Below are 20,697 nucleotides of genomic sequence, written 5' to 3' on the forward strand. Positions count from 1 at the left end.
ACGGGTAAGTTGACTCTCATGTCTGCCGAGGTCACCGACGCCCTTTTCCGGTCTCCCCTGCACGAGCGCCACGTCGCGCTGGGTGCCAAGTTCGCCGCCTTCGGCGGATGGGAGATGCCTTTGGAGTACGCCGGCGGCGGTGTCCTGAAAGAGCACGCGGCGGTCCGCGAGGCGGTCGGTGTCTTCGACGTCTCCCACCTGGGCAAGGCCCGGGTCCGCGGCGCCGGTGCGGCGGCCTTTGTGAACTCCTGCCTCACGAACGACCTGGGGCGCATCGAGCCGGGCAAGGCGCAGTACACGTTGTGCTGCGACGACAACGGCGGCGTGGTGGACGACCTGATCGCCTATCTGATCTCGGAGGACGAGGTCTTCCTGATCCCGAACGCGGCCAACACGGCCGAGGTCGTGCGCCGGCTCGCGGCGGCGGCCCCTTCCGGGATCGAGGTCGTGGACGAGCACCAGGAGTACGCGGTCCTGGCGGTCCAGGGACCGGAGTCGGCGGCGGTGCTGGCGAAGCTGGGGCTGCCGACGGACCACGGCTACATGTCGTTCGCCACGGCGACGCTGGGCGGGGTATCGCTGATCGACTGCCGCACGGGCTACACGGGCGAGCACGGCTACGAGCTGGTGGTGCCGTGGAACGACGCGGCGGCGGTGTGGGACGCGCTGATCTCGGCCGGAGTGCGGCCGTGCGGTCTGGGCGCGCGTGACACGCTGCGCACTGAGATGGGCTATCCGCTGCACGGGCAGGAGCTGTCGCTGGACATCTCGCCGGTGCAGGCGCGCTCGGGCTGGGCGGTCGGCTGGACCAAGCCGGCGTTCTGGGGGCGCGAGGCGCTGACGGCGGAGAAGGCCGCGGGGGCCAGGCGGACGCTGCGGGGGCTCGAGCTGACCGGGCGCGGCATTCCGCGGGGGCACATGGAGGTGTACGCCGGTGAGCAGCGCATCGGTGAGACCACAAGCGGCACGTTCTCGCCGACCAAGAAGGTGGGTATCGCGCTGGCCCTCCTCGACACCGCGGCCGGTGTGGCCGACGGCGACCTGGTCCAGATCGACATCCGGGGCAAGCGCGTCGAGGCCCGCGTGGTGAAGCCGCCGTTCGTCCAGCCGTCGGTGCGCTAACGCAACGACAGGACCACCAGCGCCGCCGCCGTCGACAGCTCGACGGCGGCGCCCAGGACGTCGCCGGTGATGCCGCCGAACCGGCGTACGCAGTGCCGGACCAGCAGCAGCGTCACCGCGAGCGCGGCCGCCACGGCGACGGGGGCCTGCCAGACATGGCCGGGCAGGGCGCCGGGGCCCTGCCCGGCATGGTGGGGCAGGGCGATCCCGGCGGCGGCGATCACGACGGCGGCGGTGACGACGGCCGGGAGCCCGACCGTGCCGGCCACGAGCGCGCCAAGGCCCTCGGGGCGGGCGGCCGGGACGCCCCGGCGGCAGGCCAGCGGGATGGCCAGACGGCCGGCGGCCCAGGCGATGATCAGCGCGGCCGGGTCCAGGGCGTTGATCGTCGTTGTCTGGATCAGCATCGTCGCGGCGATGGCGGCCACCCCGAACGGGCCGATGTCCGACTTTTTCATGATTTCCAGGGCCGCTTCGCCTCGGCGGTAGGAACCCAGGGCGTCGATGGTGTCGGCCAAGCCGTCCAGATGCATGCCGCGGGTCAGCAAGGCGGCGGCGGTGACGGTCACGGCGGCGGCGACCAGAGCCGGAGCGTGTGCCTCGCGGAGCAGCCAGAGCAGGGCGGCCAGGATCGCTCCCAGCAGGGCACCCACCGCGGGGGCGGCGCTCATTGCCACGGCGGCGGTCGCGCGGTCGACGCGGCCGCCGCGTACGGGCAGGACGGTCAAGGTGGTGAGGCTGAGCCTCAGGCCGTCGAGCAGTGTCACTCCGTGGTCGAGGCGGGTCCGGGACCGTCGGGTTCCGGCTCGGCGAAGTCGACGTCCTCGTCGTCGTTGGGGACGATCAGGTCGGAGGCGCCGCCGTCGCCGAGCTCCGCCAGCATGGCGGGGTGGACGGCGACGGTGCCGGCCAGTCCGATCGCCGTACGCAGCAGGGGCAGCGTCGCCAGCGCGTTGGCGCCCTCACCGAGGCCGAGGCCCAGATCGAGCACCGGGGTGAGGCCCAGGAAGTCGCCGCCCTCCTTGACCAGCTGGAGGCCGCCCGAGTCGGCCAGCAGGCACCAGTGCTTGGCCTGGCTGCCCAGGTCGCGGGCGATCAGGCCGGCGGCGATGCCGAGGGGGCCGTCGACCAGCACCGGGAGCTTGCGGGCGGTGGCGCCGAGCATGGCACCCACGGCGATGGCCATGTCGGCCCCGCCGAGCTCGCGGAGCAGGTCCTTGGCGCCCCGGGGCTCACGGCGGATGCGGTGCAGGGCGTCGCGGACGGCGGCGGCGCGGCGCATCCAGGACTCGTCGTCGTACGTGCCGCCGGGCAGCAGCACGCGCGGCAGGATGGCGACCGCCTCGGCCCCGGTGGTGGCGGCGGTGACGGCGGTGGCCACGGCGTCGGTGCCGACGCCGATCGCGGCGAGCACGAGCAGGTCCTTGCCGGCGTCGGCGGCGGCCTCGGCCAGCTGCCAGCCGGTCTGCAGGTTGCTCTCGACCTCGTCGGCGGTCAGGACGGGGTTGTCCTCCATGGCGGTCGACTCGCCGGTGCGGAGGATCGCGATGTCGGCTCCGGCCGCGCCGGCCAGGCGGCTCAGGACGCCCTCGCCGTTCTCGACCTGGGCCACGCGGCGCTCGACGTCGACGACGTCGTCACCGGCACCGGCGCCGCCGGCGTGGCGGCCCGAGAGCAGCAGCACGCGGAGGGACGACCAGGGCTGGGGGGTGACGGTGCCCTGGGTGGCGGCGGCGAACTCGACGGCGCCCACGAGGGCGCCCAGGCCGGAGCCGGGGAAGTCGACGGTGGCCAGGCGGTCGCGGGCCTCGGGACCGGTCTCGGTGTCGGGCAGGGGCAGGTCCATGCCGGGCTCGAAGACCGGGCGGGCGCCGATCGCCGGGAGGCTCATGGTCGGCTCGTCGAGCACGCGGGCCAGCGGGGTCGCCCCGGTCGTCCCGGTCGCCGCGGCTGTCGCGGTCGTCTCGGCGGGAGCGGTGACCGGGGCCGGCTGGACGACGGGCGGCTCGACCGGCGGTGGGGGCTGGATCGGCTCGGCCGTCGGCGAAGCCGGAGACGCAGCCGGCGGCGAGGCGATCGGCGTCGCCGCGACCGGTGCGGCGGTGGGAGCCTGCGCGGCCGGTGAAGCGGCCACGATGTCGTGGACTGTCGAGGCCGTCGGCTGCGGTGGGGTGGTTGTGTAATTCCGTACATCTGCTGTTTTGAGCCAGACGGCCTGGCCCGCGACGATCAGCGCAACCCCGTCGCAAGCTTGCGCCAAGGCCTGGTTGGTCGTGCCGAGAGCGTCGGCGAAAGCGCGGCCCACCGGCGTCGTCGGCACCAGCGTGAGGCCCACCTCGGGACTGACCAGCACGACACGCGCCTCGCAGTCACGGACCGCGGCGGCCAGAGCGGCCACGTCGGCCTGATCGTCGTTGGGCTGGCGGGCCGGGTCGAGCAGCGCCGCCACCCAGCCGCCCAGATCGTCGACCAGCAGCGTGTCGTCCGGCTTGGCCTCGGTCAGCAGCTCGGTCAGCCGGGCCGGGTCGGCGCCCGTCTCCTCGGTCGACCAGGCCTGCGGGCGGCGCCGCTGATGCGACTCGATCCGCTCCAGCCACTCCGGATCGTCCTCACCGCCCACGGCCGTGGCGACATATCGGACTGCGGGCGCGTCCGCCACGAGCGATTCCGCGAACTCGGACTTGCCGGAGCGGATGCCACCGAGCACCAGGACGCTGTGCCACCGATCATCGGACATGCCCCGTACCTTAAGGCCGGGGCGCACAGCGTGACGCCGTAGGGTGGAGACGCACCGACCGAGGACGTGAGGGGGCGGCGAATGCCGTGGAGTTGGCGGTACGAGAACGTCGACGGGCAACCGGTTGCCGGTCCGCCGGAGACGTTCAGCAGCCAGTCCGACGCCGAGTCCTGGATCGGCCAGGAGTGGCGGCAGCTGGCCGAGTCCGGCGTGGCGGGTGTCGTGCTGGTCGAGGACGACCGGGTGGACTACCGGATGAGCCTGCTACCGGCGGAGTGACGTGACTTACGAACCGGTCTACACGCGGACGCCGCGCAACGCCTTCATCCCGAGCCCGGTCTTCGTCGGCATCGTCGCGATCTTCGCGGTGAGCGGCTGGATGACATGGACGGGATTCGGCAACGTACGGGTCGACGTCTTCCTGTTCATCGTCTCCGGCTGGCTCGTGTCGCTCTGCCTGCACGAGTACGCGCACGCGCTGATCGGATACTTCTCCGGCGACCACACCGTGGCCGAGCGCGGCTATCTGCGGCTCAACCCGCTGAAGTACACGAGCCCGCTGCTGTCCATCGTGCTGCCGGTCGTCGTGGTCATCCTGGGCGGCATCGGCCTGCCCGGCGGCGCGGTCTGGGTCGACCACCGCTACATCCGCAGCAAGGTCAAGGACTCGCTGATCAGCTTCGCGGGCCCGTTCACCAACGTGATCCTGGCGCTGGTGGTGTCGATCCCGTTCCTGATCGGCGCGGGTCCCAAGCTGGTGCCGTCGCTTGGGGGGTACGCCCTGACGGGCTCGACGGACCACCTGGAGTTCTGGGCCGCGCTGGCCGCGCTGGCGTTCCTGCAGATCACCGCGAGCGTGCTGAACTTCCTGCCGATCCCGGGCCTCGACGGCGGTGGCATCATCGCGCCGTGGATGAGCCCGGCCTATCAGCGGGCGTGGAACCTGTTCGCGCCGTACGGCTTCATCCTGCTCTTCCTGCTGCTGTGGCAGACGAAGGTCGGGCAGTGGTTCTACGACGTGGTGTTCTGGCTGGGCGAGAAGATCGGCCTGTCCGAGGCCCTGATCCAGGTAGGGCTAGAGCTGATGCGGTTCTGGTCCGGCAGCTGAGCTGCCGGACCATCCGCTGTCAGGGCCGGCGGGCCGGGGACTTGGTCTGGGCGGGGTCGCGTTCGACGACCTCGTCCAGGGCCGCGTCGATCGCCTTCATGAGGTCGGCGTCGAGCTTCACGCCGGAGGCGGCCGCGTTGTCACGCACCTGCTCCGGGCGCGACGCGCCGATGATGGCGGCCGAGACGTTCGAGTTCTGCAGCACCCACGCCACGGCCAGCTGGGCCAGCGACAGGCCGGCCTGCTCGGCCAGCGGCTGCAGCTGGGCCACCGCGCCCAGCACCTCGTCGTTCAGGTAGCGCTGGATGAAACCGGCGCCGCCCGACTGATCGGTGGCCCGCGAACCCTCCGGCGGCTGCTGGCCCACCTTGTACTTGCCGGTGAGCACGCCCTGCGCGATCGGCGAGAACACGACCTGGCCGATACCGAGCTCGATCGAGGTGGGCACCACCTCGGCCTCGATGACCCGCCACAACGCCGAGTACTGCGGCTGGTTCGACACCAGCGGGATCTTCAGGTCCTGGGCGAGCTCCCACCCGGCCCGGATCTCCGAGGCGGTCCACTCGGAGACGCCGATGTAGAGCGCCTTGCCCGAGCGCACCACGTCGGCGAACGCCTGCATGGTCTCCTCGAGCGGCGTCGAGTAGTCGTAGCGGTGCGCCTGGTAGAGGTCGACGTAGTCGGTCTGGAGCCGGCCCAGCGACGCGTCGATCGACTCCATGATGTGCTTGCGGGACAGGCTGCGGTCGTTCGGCCCCGGCCCGGTCGGCCAGAACACCTTGGTGAAGATCTCCAGCCCGGCGCGGCGCTCACCCTTCAGCGCGCGGCCGAGCACCTCCTCGGCGCGCCCGCCCGCGTACGCGTCGGCGGTGTCGAACGTGGTGATGCCGACGTCGAGCGCGGCCCGCACGCAGTCACGCGCGGCGTCCTCCTCGACCTGCGAACCGTGAGTGATCCAGTTGCCGTAGGCGATCTCGCTGATGAGCAGGCCGGAACGGCCCAGATGACGAAACTCCATGCCCTGACACTATTGCCTTCTCACAGAACCGGCCGGGTGGCCGGCACACGCCGCTCTATCTCCTCGATCACGTCGCCCCGCTCGGAGTGCGTCAGCTCGACCATGGGCGCGCCGTCCCGCCCGAGAGCCCCCCACAGCCCGAACCGGTCGGCGACCAGGAACGCGGCCGGGTGGATGCGCACCTCGGCATGCTCCAGAGGAAGCACGACCTGCCCCGTGCGGTCGATGACGCCCTGCCGCCCGTCGCTCTCCACGACGGCCAGCCCCTCAGCGGTGAAGCCGTCGAGAGTCGCGCCGGTGGCGAGCACGGTGGCAAACCGGTCGTACCGGGCCTCGACGACGACCTGCCCGTCCGCGTCGACGGCGCCCCAGCCGTTCTCGTCCTGGAAGAGCGTGGGTCCGGAGGCCGGCCGTTCGCCGCCGATCTCCTCGGCCGTACGCGGATACGGGCCCCATCCCTCGGTGGTCAACCCGGTGATCGTGTCGAGGGCCAGCTCGATCCGCTCGACCAGATCAGGGTCGGTGCCCTTGCGCAGGTCGAGCGAGGTTTCGAAGTGGTTCACGGCTTCGAGATAGCGCCCCTGCTCGAAGGCGGAACGCCCGGCCAGCTCGTGAAGCTCGGCCAGCAGCCGCGTGGGAAGCTCGGGCGAGGAGGCTTCGGCATAGAGCCGGTCGGCCTCGGCGTACTCACCTCGCCAGTGCCGCACATGGGCGAGCCGCCCGAGCACGGTGGCCTCGAGAACAGGATCGCCGGCCCGGCGGGCATGCTCCAGACCTGCTTCGGCGTCTTCGAGGGCGGGGTCGAGCTCGTCTAGGAGCCGCTCGGCGACAGCACGAAGGCTGAGAAGGCGAGCGCGGACGGAGTCACGCTCGGCGTACTCCAACTTGTCGGTGAGGCGGTCGATGACCACCCCCATGGGGTCGATCTCCTCGATACGCTCACGCAGCGTCGCGGGATCAAAGACCCAGGGGTACGCCGAGAGCACTTGCTCCGGATCAGCGCGCCGATCCTGCGGCCCCACTTTGTCCCCACGCTGCCGAATGGGCACCGCCGGCACGCGAGGCACCGCCACGAGACCGGGCGCCGCAGTCGGCGCCGTTTCCGCGATCGCGCCCGCCTCCGCCGTCTCTGGGGCCTCGTCCGTTTCCGTTATTTCGGCTTTTTCCGGTGTTTCCGACTCTGTTTCCGCTGTCGGCTCGGTCTCGGCCTCGATCTCGCCGGCTGCGGGCTCCGGCGTCTCGGCTTCCGTCGGCTCTGGCGTTCCGGTCTCGGCTTCCGTCGGCTCCGCCGTTCCGGTCTTCTCGGCTTCCGCCAGCTCCGGCGCTTCGGCCTCCGTCGGCTCTGGCGTCTCGGCCTCGGCTCGCGTCAGCTCCGTGGGCTCGGCGTCGTCGGCCGTCGGCTCGGGATCGGTGCCTTCGACCGCCGCGACAAGCTCCGGCCGCGACTCATCGACCAGTTCGGCGTCGACGATCTCATCCGCGACCTCTTCAGCCGCCGATTCCGGCGTGGGCTCCAGAAGCTCGACATCGACGGCTTCCCCATCAGCCGACTCCGCCGGACCGAACTCAGCCGAAGGCGCCTCAGCCACCTCCAGCAGTTCATCGACCTCCGCCGCCACATCATCGTCCTCGATCTGAGCCCATTCGGGTCCCAGCTCGAACTCGATGTGCGTCGCCTCGTGCTCCTCAGTCTCCACGCCCCGGAGATCCCGCGGCTCCTCAGCGGCGGCTTCTGCGACCTGCTCGGCGGAAACGGCCTGGCCCTCATCGGGCTCCGCGTCCGGATATTCGCCGTCGACCCGCCCAGCGTCTTGAACCTCAACCGCGAGCGGTTCCTCCCGCAGCTCCGCCTCTGAAGCTTCGACCGCGTCTTGCGGCCCGGCCTCCAGAAGGTCGGCCGCGCCCTGCTCGCCCTCCGGCTCCGCAGCGGGAACCTCGCCCGCAGGCTGGTAGGCCGGCTCAGAGTCCTCGTGGCCGAAGGTCGGCTGGTCTACCTGCGGTTCCGCGTCCAGTTGATCGGAGACGGGCTGTTCATCCCGCAGCTCCGCAGCCGCCTCAGTCTCCGCAGCCGCTTCGTGCTCCTTGGCCGCTTCGTGCTCCGTGGCCGCTTCGTGCTCCGCAGCCGCTTCGTGCTCCGCGGCTGCCTCGGGCTCTGCGGCCGCCTCGGGCTCTGCGGCCGCCTCGGGCTCCATGACCGACGAGGCGTCGAACTCGTCTGCTCCCTGTTCGGGCGCATAGGGCTCCGGCTCGACCGCATAGGCGACGTCCGGCACGAGGGCTTGCGGTTCCGAGTCGAACTGGTCGTCGTCCGGATCGAGGGCTTGCGGCTCCGGGCTCAGGTGGTCAGCGGCAGGCTCGTGGGCCTGCGGTTTCAAGTCCACGAGGTCAGCGGCGGGCTCGGGAGCGTGCGGTTCCAAGTCCAGGTGGTCGGCGGGCTCGTAGACCTGCGGCTCTGTGTCCGTGTGCTCGCCGGAGGACAGGTCGGCGTCCGGCTCTTCCCACGGGTGCTCGAAGACGGCAGATTCTTCCCCTGAAACCGGCTCGGCTGAGGTGGGGGCGTCGTAGTGCTGCTCGGTTTCGGGCTGCTCGGCGCCAACCAGATGATCAGCTTCGGCCTCGACGGCGACGAGGTGATCAGCTTCGGCCTCGGCGGCGAAGGGGTGGTCGGCTTCGACTTCGGTGGTGACCGGGTGATCAGCTTCGGGCTCGGTGGTGACCGGGTGATGAGCTTCGGGTTCGGCGGCGATCGGGTGGTCGGCTTCGGGCTCGGTAGCGGCCGGTTGGTCTTCGTCGGGTGCGGTGGCGTCAGTGGCCAGTTCGTCGTCGACGGGTGGCACGAACCAGTTCTGGTTCTCCGGGGCACCGCTGACCGGCTGAATTTCCTCGGGCTGGGGCTGGGGCTCAGCCACCGGCTGCTCGATCATCGCCAGGAGGGGCTCCGGCGGCGGCAGCGGCGTGATGGCGCCGAGGCCGCTCTGCGACAGCAGCCAGCCGAGCCCGCGGGGCTCTTCCACCGCCGGCGCCTCGGCGGCCGGCGTCCCGGCGTCGGGTGCCTCGCCGGCGGCGGTACCGGTACCGAGCTCTTCGGTAGTCGCCCTGTCGATAGTGGGCGCCGCTGCGGCCGGGATATCGACGGCTTCGGCGACAGGCTCGGTCCTGGGGCCGGCGATCGGGCCGGTCGGCAGCGGCTGATCCGCGGGCAGCGAGGAGACAGGGCTGACCGACGGGTCGTACTGCTCGAGGCCGGCTGCTCCAGCGTCGGCAACCAGGTAGGGCGGTGCGGTGACGGGCTCCGGACGGTCGTACTCGATCGCGTCGCGGTCGGGCGTGATCGTCTGGTCCGGGCGTGGCTGGTAGGCCTGCTCCGGCTCGTAGTACTCGCCCTGCCGGAATTCGGCGGCCACCGGTCCGTGCGACGAAGCGCCCGCGTCGAAGTCTCCGGGAGCGGACACGGGGTGGACAGGTGAACCATGCGCTCCAGCGCTCGGCTGACCCGGCACCATAGGCGGCTGCACGACCCCGGAGACGGGCCGGGCCGCATCTTCCGGTCGCCCAGGTGAAGCGTGTGCGTGCGATTGCCCCGCGTACGGATGATCGCCCCAAGCCGAACCGGACTGCACAGCACCCGAAGCCGGCCACGCCGATTCCCCCGGCTGCGCGGGCTCGAAGGCGGCCAGCGCGGGTCCAGAGATCGGCTGGGCGGGTCCCGAGATGGGCTGTGCGGGTCCGGAGATCGGCTGGGTGGGCTGGGCAGGTCCGGAGGTGGGCTGGGCAGGTCCGGAGGTGGGCTGCGCGGGTCCCGAGGTCGGATGGGTGGGTCGGATGGGCCCGGAGACGGGCGTCGGGGATCCGGGTGCGGAGCCTGGGTAGGCCGGCTCGGGAGCGGGATATGCGGGTCCGGAAACCGGGCGAATTGGTCCGGAAGGACCAGTTTGTCCGGGAATAGTCGGTGAGTGGGCTGCGCCGGCCGAAGGCCAGGCTGGTTCACCTGCCTGGACGGGTGCGGCATACGGCGGTGAAGAGGCGGGGTTTGCCGAGGCCACGGGCTGCATGGGGACCATGGGCGGCTGGGCCGAGGCTGCGGGCTGCATGGGGACCGTGGGCGGCTGGGCCGGGGCCGAGACCGGATGGGTCGGGGTCGCCTGGGTCGGCGCCGGGGCGGACGTCGGGTGGACCGGGGTCGGGGCCGAGACCGGGCGGACTGCAGCCGGGGCCGGGGCCGAGACCGGGCGGACGGGGGCCGAGGTCGGGTGGGTCGGGGTGGGGGCCGAGACCGGGCGGACCGGGGTTGGGGCAGGGATGGCGGAGCCTGGGGCGGTGGGGTAGAGCGGGGCCGGGTCCGCGGGGCGCTCTGGAGTGACGCGGGTTGGCTGGGGGGCCGGGCGGGACTGGGCGGGGGTGCCTCGGTCCTGTGGGGCGGGGCGCAGGTCGAAGGGGGCGTCGGAGTCTCGGCCGTCGCGCTGGCCGGGGGCTGGGCGCTGGCCGGGGCGGGTGGGGAAAGCGTCGGCGGGGGCCGGGCGGGCGTTGCCGTAGGCGGGGGAGACCGGCCGCGAGGTGTCCTGCTGCTCCTCGTCGGGGGCGTGGCGGCGGCCGTAGTAAGCGCCGGCGGGGGTGGCGGTGGCCGGCGGGCGGGCGGCGCCGTAGACGCCGGGTGACGTGGCGCGGCCGGCGGCCTGCGTGGGGGTGGGCCGCGCGGGGGAGCCCGGGGTCGGGGAAGGGGCCGCGTAAGGGCTGGCTGCCTGGGGGCTGCGAGGGCCGGTCGAGGAATAGGGGTCGCTGGGTGGCTGGACGCCGGGTGGGAAGGGAGGCTGCGGCACTACGGCGGCCCGGAAAGCGTCGCGTGGGGGTAGGTCGCGCTGCTGGGCCGCGGGCTGCGGGGCGCCGCGCTGGGGGAGGTCCTGCTGCGGGGCGCCGCGCTGGGGGAGGTCCTGCTGAGGGGCGCCGCGCTGAGGGAGGTCCTGCTGAGCGGCGCCGCGCTGAGGGAGGTCGCGCTGCTGGTAGCCGGTCTGGGGCTGCTGTGAAGGAGGGGCCTGCGGCTGGTGGCGCTGCGGATATCCGCCCTGTGGCTGCTGGGGGAGGCCGCCCTGGGGCTGGTTGCGCTGTGGGAGGTCGCGCTGAGCGTGGCGCTGTGGCAGGTCGGCCGGGGACTGGGCCCGCGGGTCGCGCGCGGGGGCGTCCGGCTGCTGTGGGGCGTTCCAGCCTTCGCCGCCGGCGGGGGACTGGGGGCGGCCGTATACCGGGGCCGCGCCTCGGCGCTGGTCGGGGTGTCCGTCCGTGGGTGGGCGGTACGGGGCGGTGCCCTGGTCGGGGCGGGAAGCGTCGGGCTCGCGCGGTGGCATGGGGTGGCTCTGGGCGGGGCGGTTCCACAGGGGCTGGGTGCGCTCGGGCGAAGCCTGCGCCGGCGCGCCATACGAGCCGCCGTGCTGCGGAGCGCCGCCGTGCTGCGGAGCGCCGCCGTGCTGCGGAGCGCCGCCGTGCTGCGGAGCGCCGCCGTGCTGCGGAGCGCCGCCGTGCTGCGGAGCGCCGCCGTGCTGCGGAGCGCCGCCGTGCTGATGGGCGCCGCTGTGCTGTGGGCCGCTGGGCTGGTGGGTGCCGCCGTGCTGCGAGGCGCCAGGCTGATGAGCGCTGGCCCCGCCCTCCCAACCGGAGCGGGAAGCGGGCACACCCTGCGCGCGGCCGTGCGAGCCCGCCTGCGGTCCGGTGTATGGCGAGGGCTGTGGGGCGTCGTTCGGCACGGGACTGTGGGCGTACCTCGTCGGGGGTTGATCTTCGGGGCTGGACCATGATGCCGGTGAGGCGCCGTCCGATGCCTCGTAGACCGGGGTGTGCACGGCCTTTCGGCGGCCCGGGTCGCCCGGGTAGCGCTGGCCCGGGACCGGCTCCCACTCCCAGGTGATCTCGTAGACCCATGCCGGCTCGTCGGCCCAGGCGCCCCAGCTGCTGGCGCCGCCGCCCGAGGAGGAGTCCGAAGAGCCCCAGCCCTTCATCGGCGACGCTCCGTCACGGCGAGATCCACTTCTGGTCGTAATTCTGAGGCGGCCGGCCGGGGATCCGGGTAAGGTCGCCCGGCTTTCGTAAGGGAAAAGGGCACTAGGAGGTTAACGGCGTGAGCGGGACTGACGCCAGGGTGCTGACGATCTCTCCCGGCACACGGTCGCGGGCCTCCTTCACTACTTTCGGTGCTCTGCTCTGGTCGGGTTTCCGGCGGTACGCGACCTATCGTCAGGCCACCGCCGCCGGAGCGTTCACCAACATAGTCTTTGGCTTTCTCCGCTGCTACGTGCTCCTGGCCGTCGCGGCCGGAGCACCGGGCGGCCGGCCCGGCGGTTACGACACCGAGCAGCTCGCCACGTTCGTCTGGGTGGGCCAGGGGTTACTCGCCGTGGTGGGCATCTGGGGATGGACCGACCTTTCCGACCGGATCCGCTCGGGTGATGTCGCGGCCGACTTGTTACGACCGATCCCTCCCGTGACGGCCTATCTGGCCGCCGATCTGGGCCGTGGCCTGCACGCCCTGCTCACCCGGTTCGTTCCGCCGGTGATCGCCGGGGCGGTCTTCTTCGGTCTGCGGGAGCCGGAGCGCTGGCAGACTGTGCCTCTTTTCGCGCTCTCGATCGTTCTCGCGGTGGTCGGCTGTTTCGGGTGCCGCTATCTGGTCAACGCCACCGCGTACTGGCTGCACGACGCCCGCGGGCCTCTGGGGTTCTGGACCTTGGCGAGCGGCGTGCTGGCCGGCCTCTACTTCCCGCTGCGTCTGCTTCCCGACTGGCTCACTGTCACCCTCTGGGTGTCCACCCCGCTGCCCGGCCTGCTCCAGACGCCTCTGGACGTGTTCGTCGAGCGCGACGGCCCCGCCGTTCAGGCCGGTCTGGTCGCGTTGCAGGCCGTGTGGGCCGTACTCATGCTCCTGGCCGCCCATGCCGTCCAGAAAAGAGCGGAGCGGAAGTTGGTGATCCAGGGTGGCTGACGGCAACACGAACCCCTATCTGGCCCTGCTCGGCGCGAAGCTGCGCTCGATGGCCAGCTACCGGGCCAGCTTCGCCATGGAGCTGATCACCAACGCGGCCGGCACGGTCATCGACGTCGCCACCGTCTTCGTGCTGTTCGGGGCGGCCACCACGATCGGCGAGTTCTCCCTGGCCGAGGCGCTGATGATGACCGGGATCACGAGCGCCGGCTTCGTCCTGGCCGACATGACGGTCGGCAACATCGACGATCTTCGGATGTACGTCCGTAGCGGCACCCTCGACGCCGTCCTGGTCCGCCCGCTCGGCGTGCTGCCGCAGCTGGTCTGCATGGATCTGCCCCTTCGCAAGCTGATGCGCCTGCTTGTGGGCATCGGGGTGCTGGTCACCGCGGTCGCCATGAACGACATCGACTGGAACCCGGTCCGGGTCCTGCTGTTGATCGTCGCGCCCGTCTCGGCCGGGGTCTTCTTCGGCTCGCTCTTCGTGATCGCCGGGAGCTTCTCGTTCTGGTGGGTCGAGTCGGGCCAGCTCGGCAACGCTTTCACCTACGGCGGCCGCGACTTCGCCTCCTATCCCATCACGGTCTACGGCGGGTGGTTCCGTGCCGTCTTCGCGTACACCCTGGGTTTCGCCTTCGTCGCCTATCAGCCGGCCCTCGTGATCCTGGGCCGTACCGACCCGCTGGGCCTGCCGGCCTGGGCGGGATATTCCGCGCCGTTCGTCGCGCTGGCCGCGGCGGCGATCGCCGGGCTGGTGTGGCGCACCGGCGTCCGTCACTACCGGAGCACCGGGTCATGATTCACATGCAGGATCTGCGCAAAGATTTCGTCGTACGCCTCAAGGCCGGCCGCCTGAGACGCGAGAAGCGCACGGTCAGCGCCGTCGACGGGGTGAGCCTGGCCATCGAGCGGGGCGAGATGGTCGGGTACATCGGCCCGAACGGCGCCGGCAAATCGACGACGCTGAAGATGCTCACCGGCGTCCTGACCCCGACCAGCGGAGAGGTACGGGTGTGCGGGCTGGAGCCCGTACCGCAGAGAACGAAGTTGGCCCTTCAGCTCGGTGTCGTCTTCGGCCAGCGCTCGCAGCTGTGGTGGGACCTGCCGCTGGCCGAGTCGTTCCGGCTGCTCCGGCACATCTACCGGGTCGATCCGGCGGCCCACCGGGAGCGGCTGAAGAGGTGCCGCGAGCTGCTCGATCTCGACGCGTTCATGGACACCCCGGTGCGGCAGCTCTCGCTCGGCCAGCGCATGCGCGGCGAGCTCACCGCCGCCCTGCTGCACGGTCCCAAGGTCCTGTTCCTGGACGAGCCGACGATCGGTCTCGACGTGGTCAGCAAGCAGGCGGTCCGCTCGTTCCTGGCCGAGCTCGGCCGCGGCGGCGACGTGACGCTGGTGCTGACCACGCACGACCTGGCCGACATCGAGCGGCTGTGCCGCCGCCTGGTGGTGATCGACCACGGCCGCGTGGTGCACGACGGCACGATCGAGGAGCTTCATGCCCGGTACGGCTCCCGGCGGCGCCTGGTGGTCGATCTGGACACGCCGTTGCCGCCGGACTTCACGCTGCCCGGTGCGACCATGACCGGCGCCGAGGCGGACGGGCACCGGGTGACCTTCACGCTCGACGCGATCGCCGCCGGCGCCGCGGTGGCCGGTCTGGTCGGAGCGGCCGCGGTGCGTGATCTCTCGGTGGTCGAGCCGGACATCGAGGACGTCGTCGCGAAGCTCTACGCGGCGCCCCGCTAATGATCAGCGGCCGTCGGCCGATCACGTCCCACCATGAGGTCGTTGATCGCCGCCGCGGTGGCTCTCGCGCTGGTGGCGCCCGTGCCGGCTTCGGCCGCGCCGCCGGATCCCGCCGGCTGGTCGGTGGCCTCGGCGAGCGGCTCGGTCACGCTGCGGCGGGTCACCGCCCTGAAGGGCGGGCCCGCCACAACCGCGGTCGAGGTGCGGAGCGAGGGTGGTTTCGGTTCCTGGGCGTACGCGTTGAGCTCGGTCCAGGGCCTGACGTTCGAGGTCGGCCGCACCTATCGGATGACGGCCTACCTGCGTGATCCCGGCGGGGCGGGCCGGCGGTACGGGATGCTGCTGGCCAACGGGTCGTGGCAGCACCGGCCGGCGAAGGTGGCGGAGTACGTGAGCCCGGCCAACGCCGGGTGGCAGCGGATCACCCGCACGTTCCTGGCCACGGCGCCGGGCGCGGCCGACACCGGGCTCTATTTCGCGCTGCCGGCGTCGGGCGCGTTCACGGTGCAGATCGCCAATGCTTCTGTCCAGGCCGTCACGGCGTACACCCCAAGAAGCGTGCGAAGCGCGCCGACCCGGACCATCGGCTTCTCCGGCGCCGAAGGCACCGCGCCCGACGCCGCGGTCTGGAACCGGCAGACCGGCGCCGGCGGCTGGGGGAACGGGGAGCGGCAGACCTACACCAGCAGTACGGCGAACGCGCGGGTCGACGGCGCGGGGAACTTGAAGATCACCGCGTTGCGGACGGACGGCGGCGGCTACACGAGCGCGCGGCTGAACACCCAGGGCAAGGTGACGATCGCGCCCGGCTCGTACGTCGAGGCCTCGATCACCGCGCCCACCGGTGACGCCGTGTGGCCGGCGTTCTGGCTGCTCGGCGCGAACATGCCCAGCGCCGGCTGGCCGGCCTGCGGCGAGCTGGACATCTTCGAGGGCACCGGCAGCGAGCCCACGCTGGCCAAGTCGGCCGTGCATCTGGCCGGCCGGTCGTACGACTGGAGCGAGGGCACCACCGATCTGGGCGTTCCCCTCGACGCGGGCGACGCCGAGCCGACCTTCTCCTCTCGGACCATGACGGTCGGGCCCATCTCGGTCTGGCGCGGTGGCGTTCCCGCCTGATAGATTACCGATCGGTTATGAAAACTGATCTGGACGCCACCTTCGCCGCGCTGGCCGACCCCACGCGGCGCGCCATCCTGGCCCGCCTCGCCCGGGGCGAAGCGACCGTCACCGAGCTCGCCTCGCCGTTCGCCATGACCCAGCCGGCGATCACCAAGCACCTCAAGGTCCTCGAACGGGCCGGCCTGGTCTCGCGCGGGCCGGGCAACCGGCGCGCGCCCTGCCGCCTGGAGGCGCGGCCGCTGCGCGAGGCGGTCGACTGGTTGCAGGACTACCGCGACTACTGGGAGGAGTCCTTCCAGCGCCTCGACGAGGTTCTGGGCTCCCTGGAGGAAGAGTCGTGAGTGGTTTGGGCGTCTCGGCGCCCGGCGATCGCGACATCGTGCTGACCCGGTCCTTCGCGGCGGCGCCCTCGCGGGTGTTCGCCGCCTGGACCCAGCCCGCCCTGCTGACCCGCTGGTACGGCGCCCGGGGCTGGCATCTGGTCGAGTGCGAGATCGACCTGCGGGTCGGTGGCGCCTACCGGTTCGTCAGTGAGGGGCCCGGCGGCGACCGGATGACCCAGCGTGGCACCTACCGCGTCGTCGACCCGCCGCACCGGCTGCTGCACACCGAGCGCTTCGACGACCAGTCCTACCCCGGCGACACCCTGATCAGCCACGAGTTCCGCGCCGAGGGCGACGGCACCGTGCTGACCACCGTCGTCCGTTACGCCACCCCCGCGGGGCGGGAGCGTGCGCTGTCGTATCCCATGGCCCGCGGCATCGGCGAAGGATTCGAAAGACTCGACACTCTTCTGTACGGAGGCTCATCGTGAACTGGACCCTGGAAGTCGTCGTCGTCCCCGTCACCGACCTCGACCGCGCGAAGGAGTTCTACGCCGACCGGCTCGGCTTCACCGTCGACCACGACACCCGCTTCGGCGACGACGTGCGCATCATCCAGCTCACCCCGCCCGGCTCCGGCTGCTCGGTGGTGATCGGCAAGGGTGCCGTGCCCGAGATGCCGCCCGGCTCGCTCAAGGGCCTGCAACTGGTCGTCCCCGACATCCGCAAGGCGCACGCCGAGCTGGTCGAGCGCGGCGTGGAGTGCAGCGAGGTGCAGACGCTGGGCCAGAACCCGCGCCCCGTGCCCGACCCGCTGGACAACGTCGGCTTCGTCTTCTTCAGCGACCCCGACGGCAACGGCTGGGCCGTGCAGCAGATCTCCAGCCGCGCCTAACGGTGCTCCATGACGAGGACGGCCCAGGCCGGCTCCAGCGCCTCGTAGTAGTGCGGCACGTCGCCCGGGAACGACACATAGTCGCCGGGCCCCAGCTCCACCTGCTCGCCGGCCGGGCCCGCCAGGATCCGGCCGGCCGCCACCACCAGATGCTCGACGCTGTCCGGGATGTGCGCGGCCGCCTCGCGGGCCTCACCCGGCTCCAGCTCCATGACGTAGAGGTCGCGCCGGGTGTGCGCCGACCCGGCCGCGAGCAGTGTGGCCACGAAGTCGGCGCGGTCCGACTGCACCCGCGGCCCCTCGCCGGCCCGGATCACCCGCACCCGCGTGGGCGGCGGCTCGACCAGCCGGCTGAACGGCACCCCCAGCGCCACCCCGAGCGACCACAGCGTCTCGATGCTCGGGTTGCCGGTGCCCGCCTCGAGCTGCGACAGCGTCGACTTGGCCAGCCCGGCCCGCCGGGCCAGCTCGGCCAGCGAGATCCCGGCCCGCTCCCGCTCCCGCCTCAGCGCGGCAGCGATGGTCGCGAGCGGTGGCGCCGATTCGTGCATGTTCGCTCCATCGATCGAGTCGTTCGGTTTGACGAACGCGGCCGGTGTCGTTCAATATTCTGAACCATGCGTACGTTACAGCGAACGCCCCGCGCGCTGCTTCGCGACGCCGCGGCCATCGGAGCCGCCATGATCGCCGTCGGCGCTTCCTTCGGCGCCATAACCATCGCGTACGGCCTGCCGACCTGGCTTCCGTTCCTGATGTCCACTGTCGTCTTCGCCGGCGGTTCCCAGTTCCTGGCCGTGGGCCTCTTCGCCGCCGGCAGCCCGATCGCCGCCGTCCTGGCCGCCCTGCTCCTGAACGCCCGCCACCTGCCGTTCGGCATGGCGATCGGCACCGCCATGGGCCCCCGCCTCCGGGACCGGCTGATCGGCAGCCACGTGATGACCGACGAGGTGGTCGCCTTCACCCTGGCCGAGAAGGACGCCTCCCGCCGCCGTCACACGTACTGGCTGATCGGCATCACCCTGTTCACGTCGTGGAACATCGGCACCGCCCTGGGCGTCCTGCTGGGCGGCGCCGTCTCCGACACGGACGCCCTGGGCCTGGACGCCGCGTTCCCGGCCGCGCTGATCGCCCTGATCCTGCCGTCGCTGAAAGACCGCCCGACCCGCGTGGTCGCCCTGACCGGCGCGGTCGTAGCGGTGGCCCTGACTCCGCTGCTCCCGGCCGGCCTGCCGATCCTGTGCGCCCTGCTGGGCCTGCTGACCCTGCTGCGTCGCCCCGCGAAGGAGTCCTGATGCTGATCACCGCGGTCATCGTTCTGGGCATCGGCACGTACACCATGCGCCTGGGCGGCGTCCTGCTGCGCGAACGCCTTCACCTCTCCGACAGCGTCCAGCGGCTTCTACCCATGTCGGCCGCCGCCCTGCTGACAGCCTTGGCCGCTACCTCGACGATCATGGCCGGAAGCGACTTCGCCGGCGTGGCCCGCCCCGCCGGCGTAGCCGTGGGCGCCCTCCTGGCCTGGCGCCGGGCCCCTTTCGTGATAGTCGTCGTGGCCGCCGCCGCATCCGCCGCCCTCCTGCGCCTGGCCGGCCTGCCCTGACCCGAGCCGCCGCAGCCGCTTTTCGTCGGCGCTGCCCGGTTCGGCGGTGAAGACCAGCAGGACCGGCCCCGGGCTGCCCGGCAGCGGATAGGTGTCCCAGGCCAGGTCGATGTCGCCGACCTCCGGGATCCGGAAGGTCTTGGTGCCGGACACCCGCTCGCGGACGTCGTGACGGCCCCAGAGCCGGCGGAACTCGGCGCTGCGGATGCTGAGCTCGCCGACGATCGCGGTCGCCCTCGGATGGGCCGGGTCGGTCGCCACGGCGGCGCGCATCATGCCGATGTAGTCCAGCGCCTGCCGTTCCCAGTCCGGGCAGCTGCGCTGGCTGGTCAGCGTGTCGTCGAACATCAGCAGGAGCATGTTGAGCCGGTCGGCCGGGTAGCCGTCGGGGTCACCGAGCAAAGCCTCGGCCATCCGGTTCCAGTCGAGCAGGTCCAGATGACGGCCGAGCACGACGGCCGGGGTGTCCAGCACCCGCAGCAGCCGCCGGGTGCTGTCGGGCACCCGCTCGGGCGTGCTCTCGGCCCGGGCCGGCATCGGCCGGCGGGCGGCGCGGGCCAGGGTGAACAGATGCCGGCGTTCCTGATCGTCGAGGGCGAGCGCGCCGGCGATGGCGTCCAGGGCGTCGTCGGACGGGTGCACCTCCCGGCCCTGTTCCATCCGCTGGTAGTAGTCGGTGCTGAGCCCGGCCAGCAGGGCCAGCTCCTCGCGGCGCAGCCCGGCCACCTTGCGCCGGCCGCCCGGCTCGAGGCCGACGTCGCGAGGGCTGAGGCGGTTGCGCCGGGCGCGCAGGAAGTCGCCGAGCTCACGGGCGTACGGATGGGTCATGCCGCAAGTGTCCCGCCCGGCGTGACCACCAAGGTAGGTCTGGCGGAACGACCGAACTCCTCGCCGCCGCCCCTAGCGTCACCGGTGACCGCACCGACCCGAGGAGCAGCAGATGACCGGATGGACCGCCGAGAACATCCCCGACCAGCACGGCCGGACCGCCGTGGTGACCGGCGCGAACTCGGGGCTGGGCCTGATCACCGCGACCGAACTGGCCCGGCACGGCGCCCACGTGGTGCTGGCCGTCCGCAACACCACGGCCGGCCGGGAGGCGGCCCGCCGGATCGGCGGTGACGTCGAGGTCCGCGAGCTGGACCTGGCCTCGCTGGCCTCGGTGCGGGCTTTCGCGGCCGGCCTGGCCGCGGACCACCCGGTGCTCGACCTGCTGGTCAACAACGCCGGCGTGGTGCTGCTCGGCCCCCGCCGCACCACCGCCGACGGCTTCGAGCTCCACCTCGGCACCAACATGCTCGGCCACTTCGCCCTGACCGGCCTGCTGCTCGGCCCCCTGTCCGCGGCTCCCGCGGCCCGGGTGGTGAGCCTCAGCTCGATCACCCACAAGAACGCCCACCTGGACTTCGACGACCTCATGTATGAGCGGAACTACCGCGCCGCGCCCGCCTACGGCCGTTCCAAACTGGCCACCACGATCTTCGGCTTCGAACTGGACCGCCGCCTGCGGGCCACCACCTCGCCGGTCGTCAGCACCCTCGCCCATCCGGGCCTGACCCGCACCAACCTGACCCCGCGGGCCTGGGAGCACCGCCCCCGCCTGGGCCGCCTGATGGCCTGGGCCGGCTTGTTGGCCACCCAGCCCTTGGACCAGGGCGCCCGGCCCCAACTGCGCGCCGCCACCGACCCCGGCGCCCACAGCGGCCAGTTCTTCGGCCCCGCCCACCTGGCCGAGACCAGAGGCCGCGTAACCGATGCCCACGCAAGCCACGACGCCCTGGACCCGACAAGAGGCACCCGTCTTTGGACAGCAGCGGAAACCCTGACCGGCGTCAGCTACTTGAACCACACCCACCGAAGCGGCGTGTGACCTGCCCTCCCCAGCGCGCCGCGGAGCTCACGTCCGCTGGCGTGGCGTATCGGCGTACGGCCCTTCGCGCAGAACATGAGCCAGCCGGTTGAGGACTTCGGGCACGGTGAAGTCCCAACCCATGAGGCGGGGTCCCGTCCAGTTGATTCCGATCCGGAATCCTTCGTCAGAGAGTTCGGGAAGGTC

Annotated in this window: 18 protein-coding genes and 1 pseudogene; 13 read left to right on the forward strand and 6 right to left on the reverse strand. The window is 72.1% G+C overall.

The window, feature by feature from the left end:
• The first annotated feature begins 18 nt into the window (after nucleotides 1–18).
• Nucleotides 19–1,122, forward strand: coding sequence for a glycine cleavage system aminomethyltransferase GcvT (gene gcvT / locus ACQP2X_RS09105; protein ID WP_498695713.1), 1,104 nt, complete (start codon nucleotides 19–21; stop codon nucleotides 1,120–1,122).
• On the opposite strand, the gene ACQP2X_RS09110 is transcribed toward gcvT, so the two are convergent.
• The gene (locus ACQP2X_RS09110; RefSeq protein ID WP_498695714.1) at nucleotides 1,119–1,889 is read right to left on the reverse strand and encodes an adenosylcobinamide-GDP ribazoletransferase; all 771 of its coding nucleotides are present in this window, start codon (nucleotides 1,887–1,889) and stop codon (nucleotides 1,119–1,121) included. The two genes, gcvT and ACQP2X_RS09110, sit on opposite strands and share 4 nt — an antisense overlap.
• The gene (locus tag ACQP2X_RS09115; protein WP_498695716.1) at nucleotides 1,886–3,859 is read right to left on the reverse strand and encodes a bifunctional adenosylcobinamide kinase/adenosylcobinamide-phosphate guanylyltransferase; all 1,974 of its coding nucleotides are present in this window, start codon (nucleotides 3,857–3,859) and stop codon (nucleotides 1,886–1,888) included. The genes ACQP2X_RS09110 and ACQP2X_RS09115 overlap by 4 nt, the downstream gene beginning before the upstream one ends.
• An 81-nt stretch (nucleotides 3,860–3,940) precedes the next feature.
• On the opposite strand from ACQP2X_RS09115, the gene ACQP2X_RS09120 reads away from it, so the two are divergent.
• Nucleotides 3,941–4,138: a hypothetical protein gene (locus ACQP2X_RS09120; RefSeq protein ID WP_097320010.1), complete on the forward strand. Its 198-nt coding sequence runs from the start codon at nucleotides 3,941–3,943 to the stop codon at nucleotides 4,136–4,138.
• Between the two features lies 1 nt (nucleotide 4,139).
• A complete protein-coding gene (locus ACQP2X_RS09125; protein ID WP_498695718.1) occupies nucleotides 4,140–4,967 on the forward strand; it encodes a site-2 protease family protein in 828 nt (275 codons plus the stop codon).
• Nucleotides 4,968–4,986: 19 nt separating this feature from the next.
• Here the strand turns inward: ACQP2X_RS09125 and ACQP2X_RS09130 are convergent, their stop codons facing one another.
• Nucleotides 4,987–5,985, reverse strand: coding sequence for an aldo/keto reductase family protein (locus ACQP2X_RS09130; RefSeq protein WP_498695719.1), 999 nt, complete (start codon nucleotides 5,983–5,985; stop codon nucleotides 4,987–4,989).
• 20 nt (nucleotides 5,986–6,005) lie between these two features.
• Nucleotides 6,006–9,389: a hypothetical protein gene (locus ACQP2X_RS09135; RefSeq protein WP_498695720.1), complete on the reverse strand. Its 3,384-nt coding sequence runs from the start codon at nucleotides 9,387–9,389 to the stop codon at nucleotides 6,006–6,008.
• A 2,702-nt stretch (nucleotides 9,390–12,091) separates the two neighbouring features.
• Between ACQP2X_RS09135 and ACQP2X_RS09140 the strand changes: the two genes are divergently transcribed.
• The 7 genes from ACQP2X_RS09140 to ACQP2X_RS09170 are packed head-to-tail and all read left to right on the forward strand — an operon-like array spanning nucleotide 12,092 to nucleotide 17,041.
• Nucleotides 12,092–12,952, forward strand: coding sequence for an ABC transporter permease (locus ACQP2X_RS09140; protein ID WP_498695721.1), 861 nt, complete (start codon nucleotides 12,092–12,094; stop codon nucleotides 12,950–12,952).
• Nucleotides 12,953–13,001: 49 nt separating this feature from the next.
• Nucleotides 13,002–13,751: an ABC transporter permease gene (locus ACQP2X_RS09145; protein WP_498700873.1), complete on the forward strand. Its 750-nt coding sequence runs from the start codon at nucleotides 13,002–13,004 to the stop codon at nucleotides 13,749–13,751.
• Entirely contained in the window at nucleotides 13,748–14,701 is a 954-nt protein-coding gene (locus tag ACQP2X_RS09150) for an ABC transporter ATP-binding protein (RefSeq protein ID WP_498695722.1), read from the forward strand. Before ACQP2X_RS09145 ends, ACQP2X_RS09150 begins: the two co-directional genes overlap by 4 nt.
• A gap of 33 nt (nucleotides 14,702–14,734) precedes the next feature.
• Nucleotides 14,735–15,820, forward strand: coding sequence for a glycoside hydrolase family 16 protein (locus ACQP2X_RS09155; protein ID WP_498695723.1), 1,086 nt, complete (start codon nucleotides 14,735–14,737; stop codon nucleotides 15,818–15,820).
• Nucleotides 15,821–15,837: 17 nt separating this feature from the next.
• A complete protein-coding gene (locus ACQP2X_RS09160) occupies nucleotides 15,838–16,164 on the forward strand; it encodes an ArsR/SmtB family transcription factor (protein WP_498695724.1) in 327 nt (108 codons plus the stop codon).
• Entirely contained in the window at nucleotides 16,161–16,637 is a 477-nt protein-coding gene (locus ACQP2X_RS09165; protein ID WP_498695726.1) for an SRPBCC domain-containing protein, read from the forward strand. Before ACQP2X_RS09160 ends, ACQP2X_RS09165 begins: the two co-directional genes overlap by 4 nt.
• The gene (locus ACQP2X_RS09170) at nucleotides 16,634–17,041 is read left to right on the forward strand and encodes a glyoxalase superfamily protein (protein ID WP_498695727.1); all 408 of its coding nucleotides are present in this window, start codon (nucleotides 16,634–16,636) and stop codon (nucleotides 17,039–17,041) included. The genes ACQP2X_RS09165 and ACQP2X_RS09170 overlap by 4 nt, the downstream gene beginning before the upstream one ends.
• Here ACQP2X_RS09170 and ACQP2X_RS09175 read toward each other — a convergent pair.
• A complete protein-coding gene (locus ACQP2X_RS09175) occupies nucleotides 17,038–17,592 on the reverse strand; it encodes a helix-turn-helix domain-containing protein (protein WP_498695730.1) in 555 nt (184 codons plus the stop codon). The genes ACQP2X_RS09170 and ACQP2X_RS09175 overlap by 4 nt on opposite strands.
• 66 nt (nucleotides 17,593–17,658) lie before the next feature.
• Here ACQP2X_RS09175 and ACQP2X_RS09180 point away from each other — a divergent pair, with 66 nt between their 5' ends.
• Both ACQP2X_RS09180 and ACQP2X_RS09185 read left to right on the forward strand, forming a co-directional pair.
• On the forward strand, nucleotides 17,659–18,333 hold the full coding sequence (locus tag ACQP2X_RS09180; RefSeq protein WP_498695731.1) for an AzlC family ABC transporter permease: 675 nt from the start codon (nucleotides 17,659–17,661) through the stop codon (nucleotides 18,331–18,333).
• A 44-nt stretch (nucleotides 18,334–18,377) separates the two neighbouring features.
• On the forward strand, nucleotides 18,378–18,641 hold the full coding sequence (locus tag ACQP2X_RS09185) for an AzlD domain-containing protein (protein ID WP_498661565.1): 264 nt from the start codon (nucleotides 18,378–18,380) through the stop codon (nucleotides 18,639–18,641).
• A 63-nt stretch (nucleotides 18,642–18,704) separates the two neighbouring features.
• On the opposite strand, the pseudogene ACQP2X_RS09190 reads toward ACQP2X_RS09185, so the two are convergent.
• A pseudogene (locus tag ACQP2X_RS09190) lies at nucleotides 18,705–19,469 on the reverse strand (helix-turn-helix transcriptional regulator); the annotation flags it as partial.
• Between the two features lie 112 nt (nucleotides 19,470–19,581).
• On the opposite strand from ACQP2X_RS09190, the gene ACQP2X_RS09195 reads away from it, so the two are divergent.
• Nucleotides 19,582–20,511 (forward strand): oxidoreductase, encoded by a 930-nt coding sequence (locus ACQP2X_RS09195; protein ID WP_498695732.1) that lies wholly within the window; start codon nucleotides 19,582–19,584, stop codon nucleotides 20,509–20,511.
• Nucleotides 20,512–20,697 lie beyond the last annotated feature (186 nt).

This window comes from Actinoplanes sp. CA-131856 (genome assembly GCF_050956135.1).
In the GTDB taxonomy this organism is placed as follows: Bacteria; Actinomycetota; Actinomycetes; order Mycobacteriales; family Micromonosporaceae; genus Actinoplanes.

Bases quoted from the DNA above. Each gene is read 5' to 3' on its own strand.
- ACQP2X_RS09145 (WP_498700873.1), top strand. From the start codon at position 13,002: ATGGCCAGCTACCGGGCCAGCTTCGCCATGGAGCTGATCACCAACGCG.
- ACQP2X_RS09185 (WP_498661565.1), top strand. From the start codon at position 18,378: ATGCGCCTGGGCGGCGTCCTGCTGCGCGAACGCCTTCACCTCTCCGAC.
- ACQP2X_RS09130 (WP_498695719.1), bottom strand. From the start codon at position 5,985: ATGGAGTTTCGTCATCTGGGCCGTTCCGGCCTGCTCATCAGCGAGATC.
- ACQP2X_RS09160 (WP_498695724.1), top strand. From the start codon at position 15,838: ATGAAAACTGATCTGGACGCCACCTTCGCCGCGCTGGCCGACCCCACG.
- ACQP2X_RS09115 (WP_498695716.1), bottom strand. From the start codon at position 3,859: ATGTCCGATGATCGGTGGCACAGCGTCCTGGTGCTCGGTGGCATCCGC.
- ACQP2X_RS09175 (WP_498695730.1), bottom strand. From the start codon at position 17,592: ATGCACGAATCGGCGCCACCGCTCGCGACCATCGCTGCCGCGCTGAGG.
- ACQP2X_RS09195 (WP_498695732.1), top strand. From the start codon at position 19,582: ATGACCGGATGGACCGCCGAGAACATCCCCGACCAGCACGGCCGGACC.
- ACQP2X_RS09120 (WP_097320010.1), top strand. From the start codon at position 3,941: ATGCCGTGGAGTTGGCGGTACGAGAACGTCGACGGGCAACCGGTTGCC.
- ACQP2X_RS09155 (WP_498695723.1), top strand. From the start codon at position 14,735: ATGAGGTCGTTGATCGCCGCCGCGGTGGCTCTCGCGCTGGTGGCGCCC.
- gcvT (WP_498695713.1), top strand. From the start codon at position 19: ATGTCTGCCGAGGTCACCGACGCCCTTTTCCGGTCTCCCCTGCACGAG.
- ACQP2X_RS09180 (WP_498695731.1), top strand. From the start codon at position 17,659: ATGCGTACGTTACAGCGAACGCCCCGCGCGCTGCTTCGCGACGCCGCG.
- ACQP2X_RS09150 (WP_498695722.1), top strand. From the start codon at position 13,748: ATGATTCACATGCAGGATCTGCGCAAAGATTTCGTCGTACGCCTCAAG.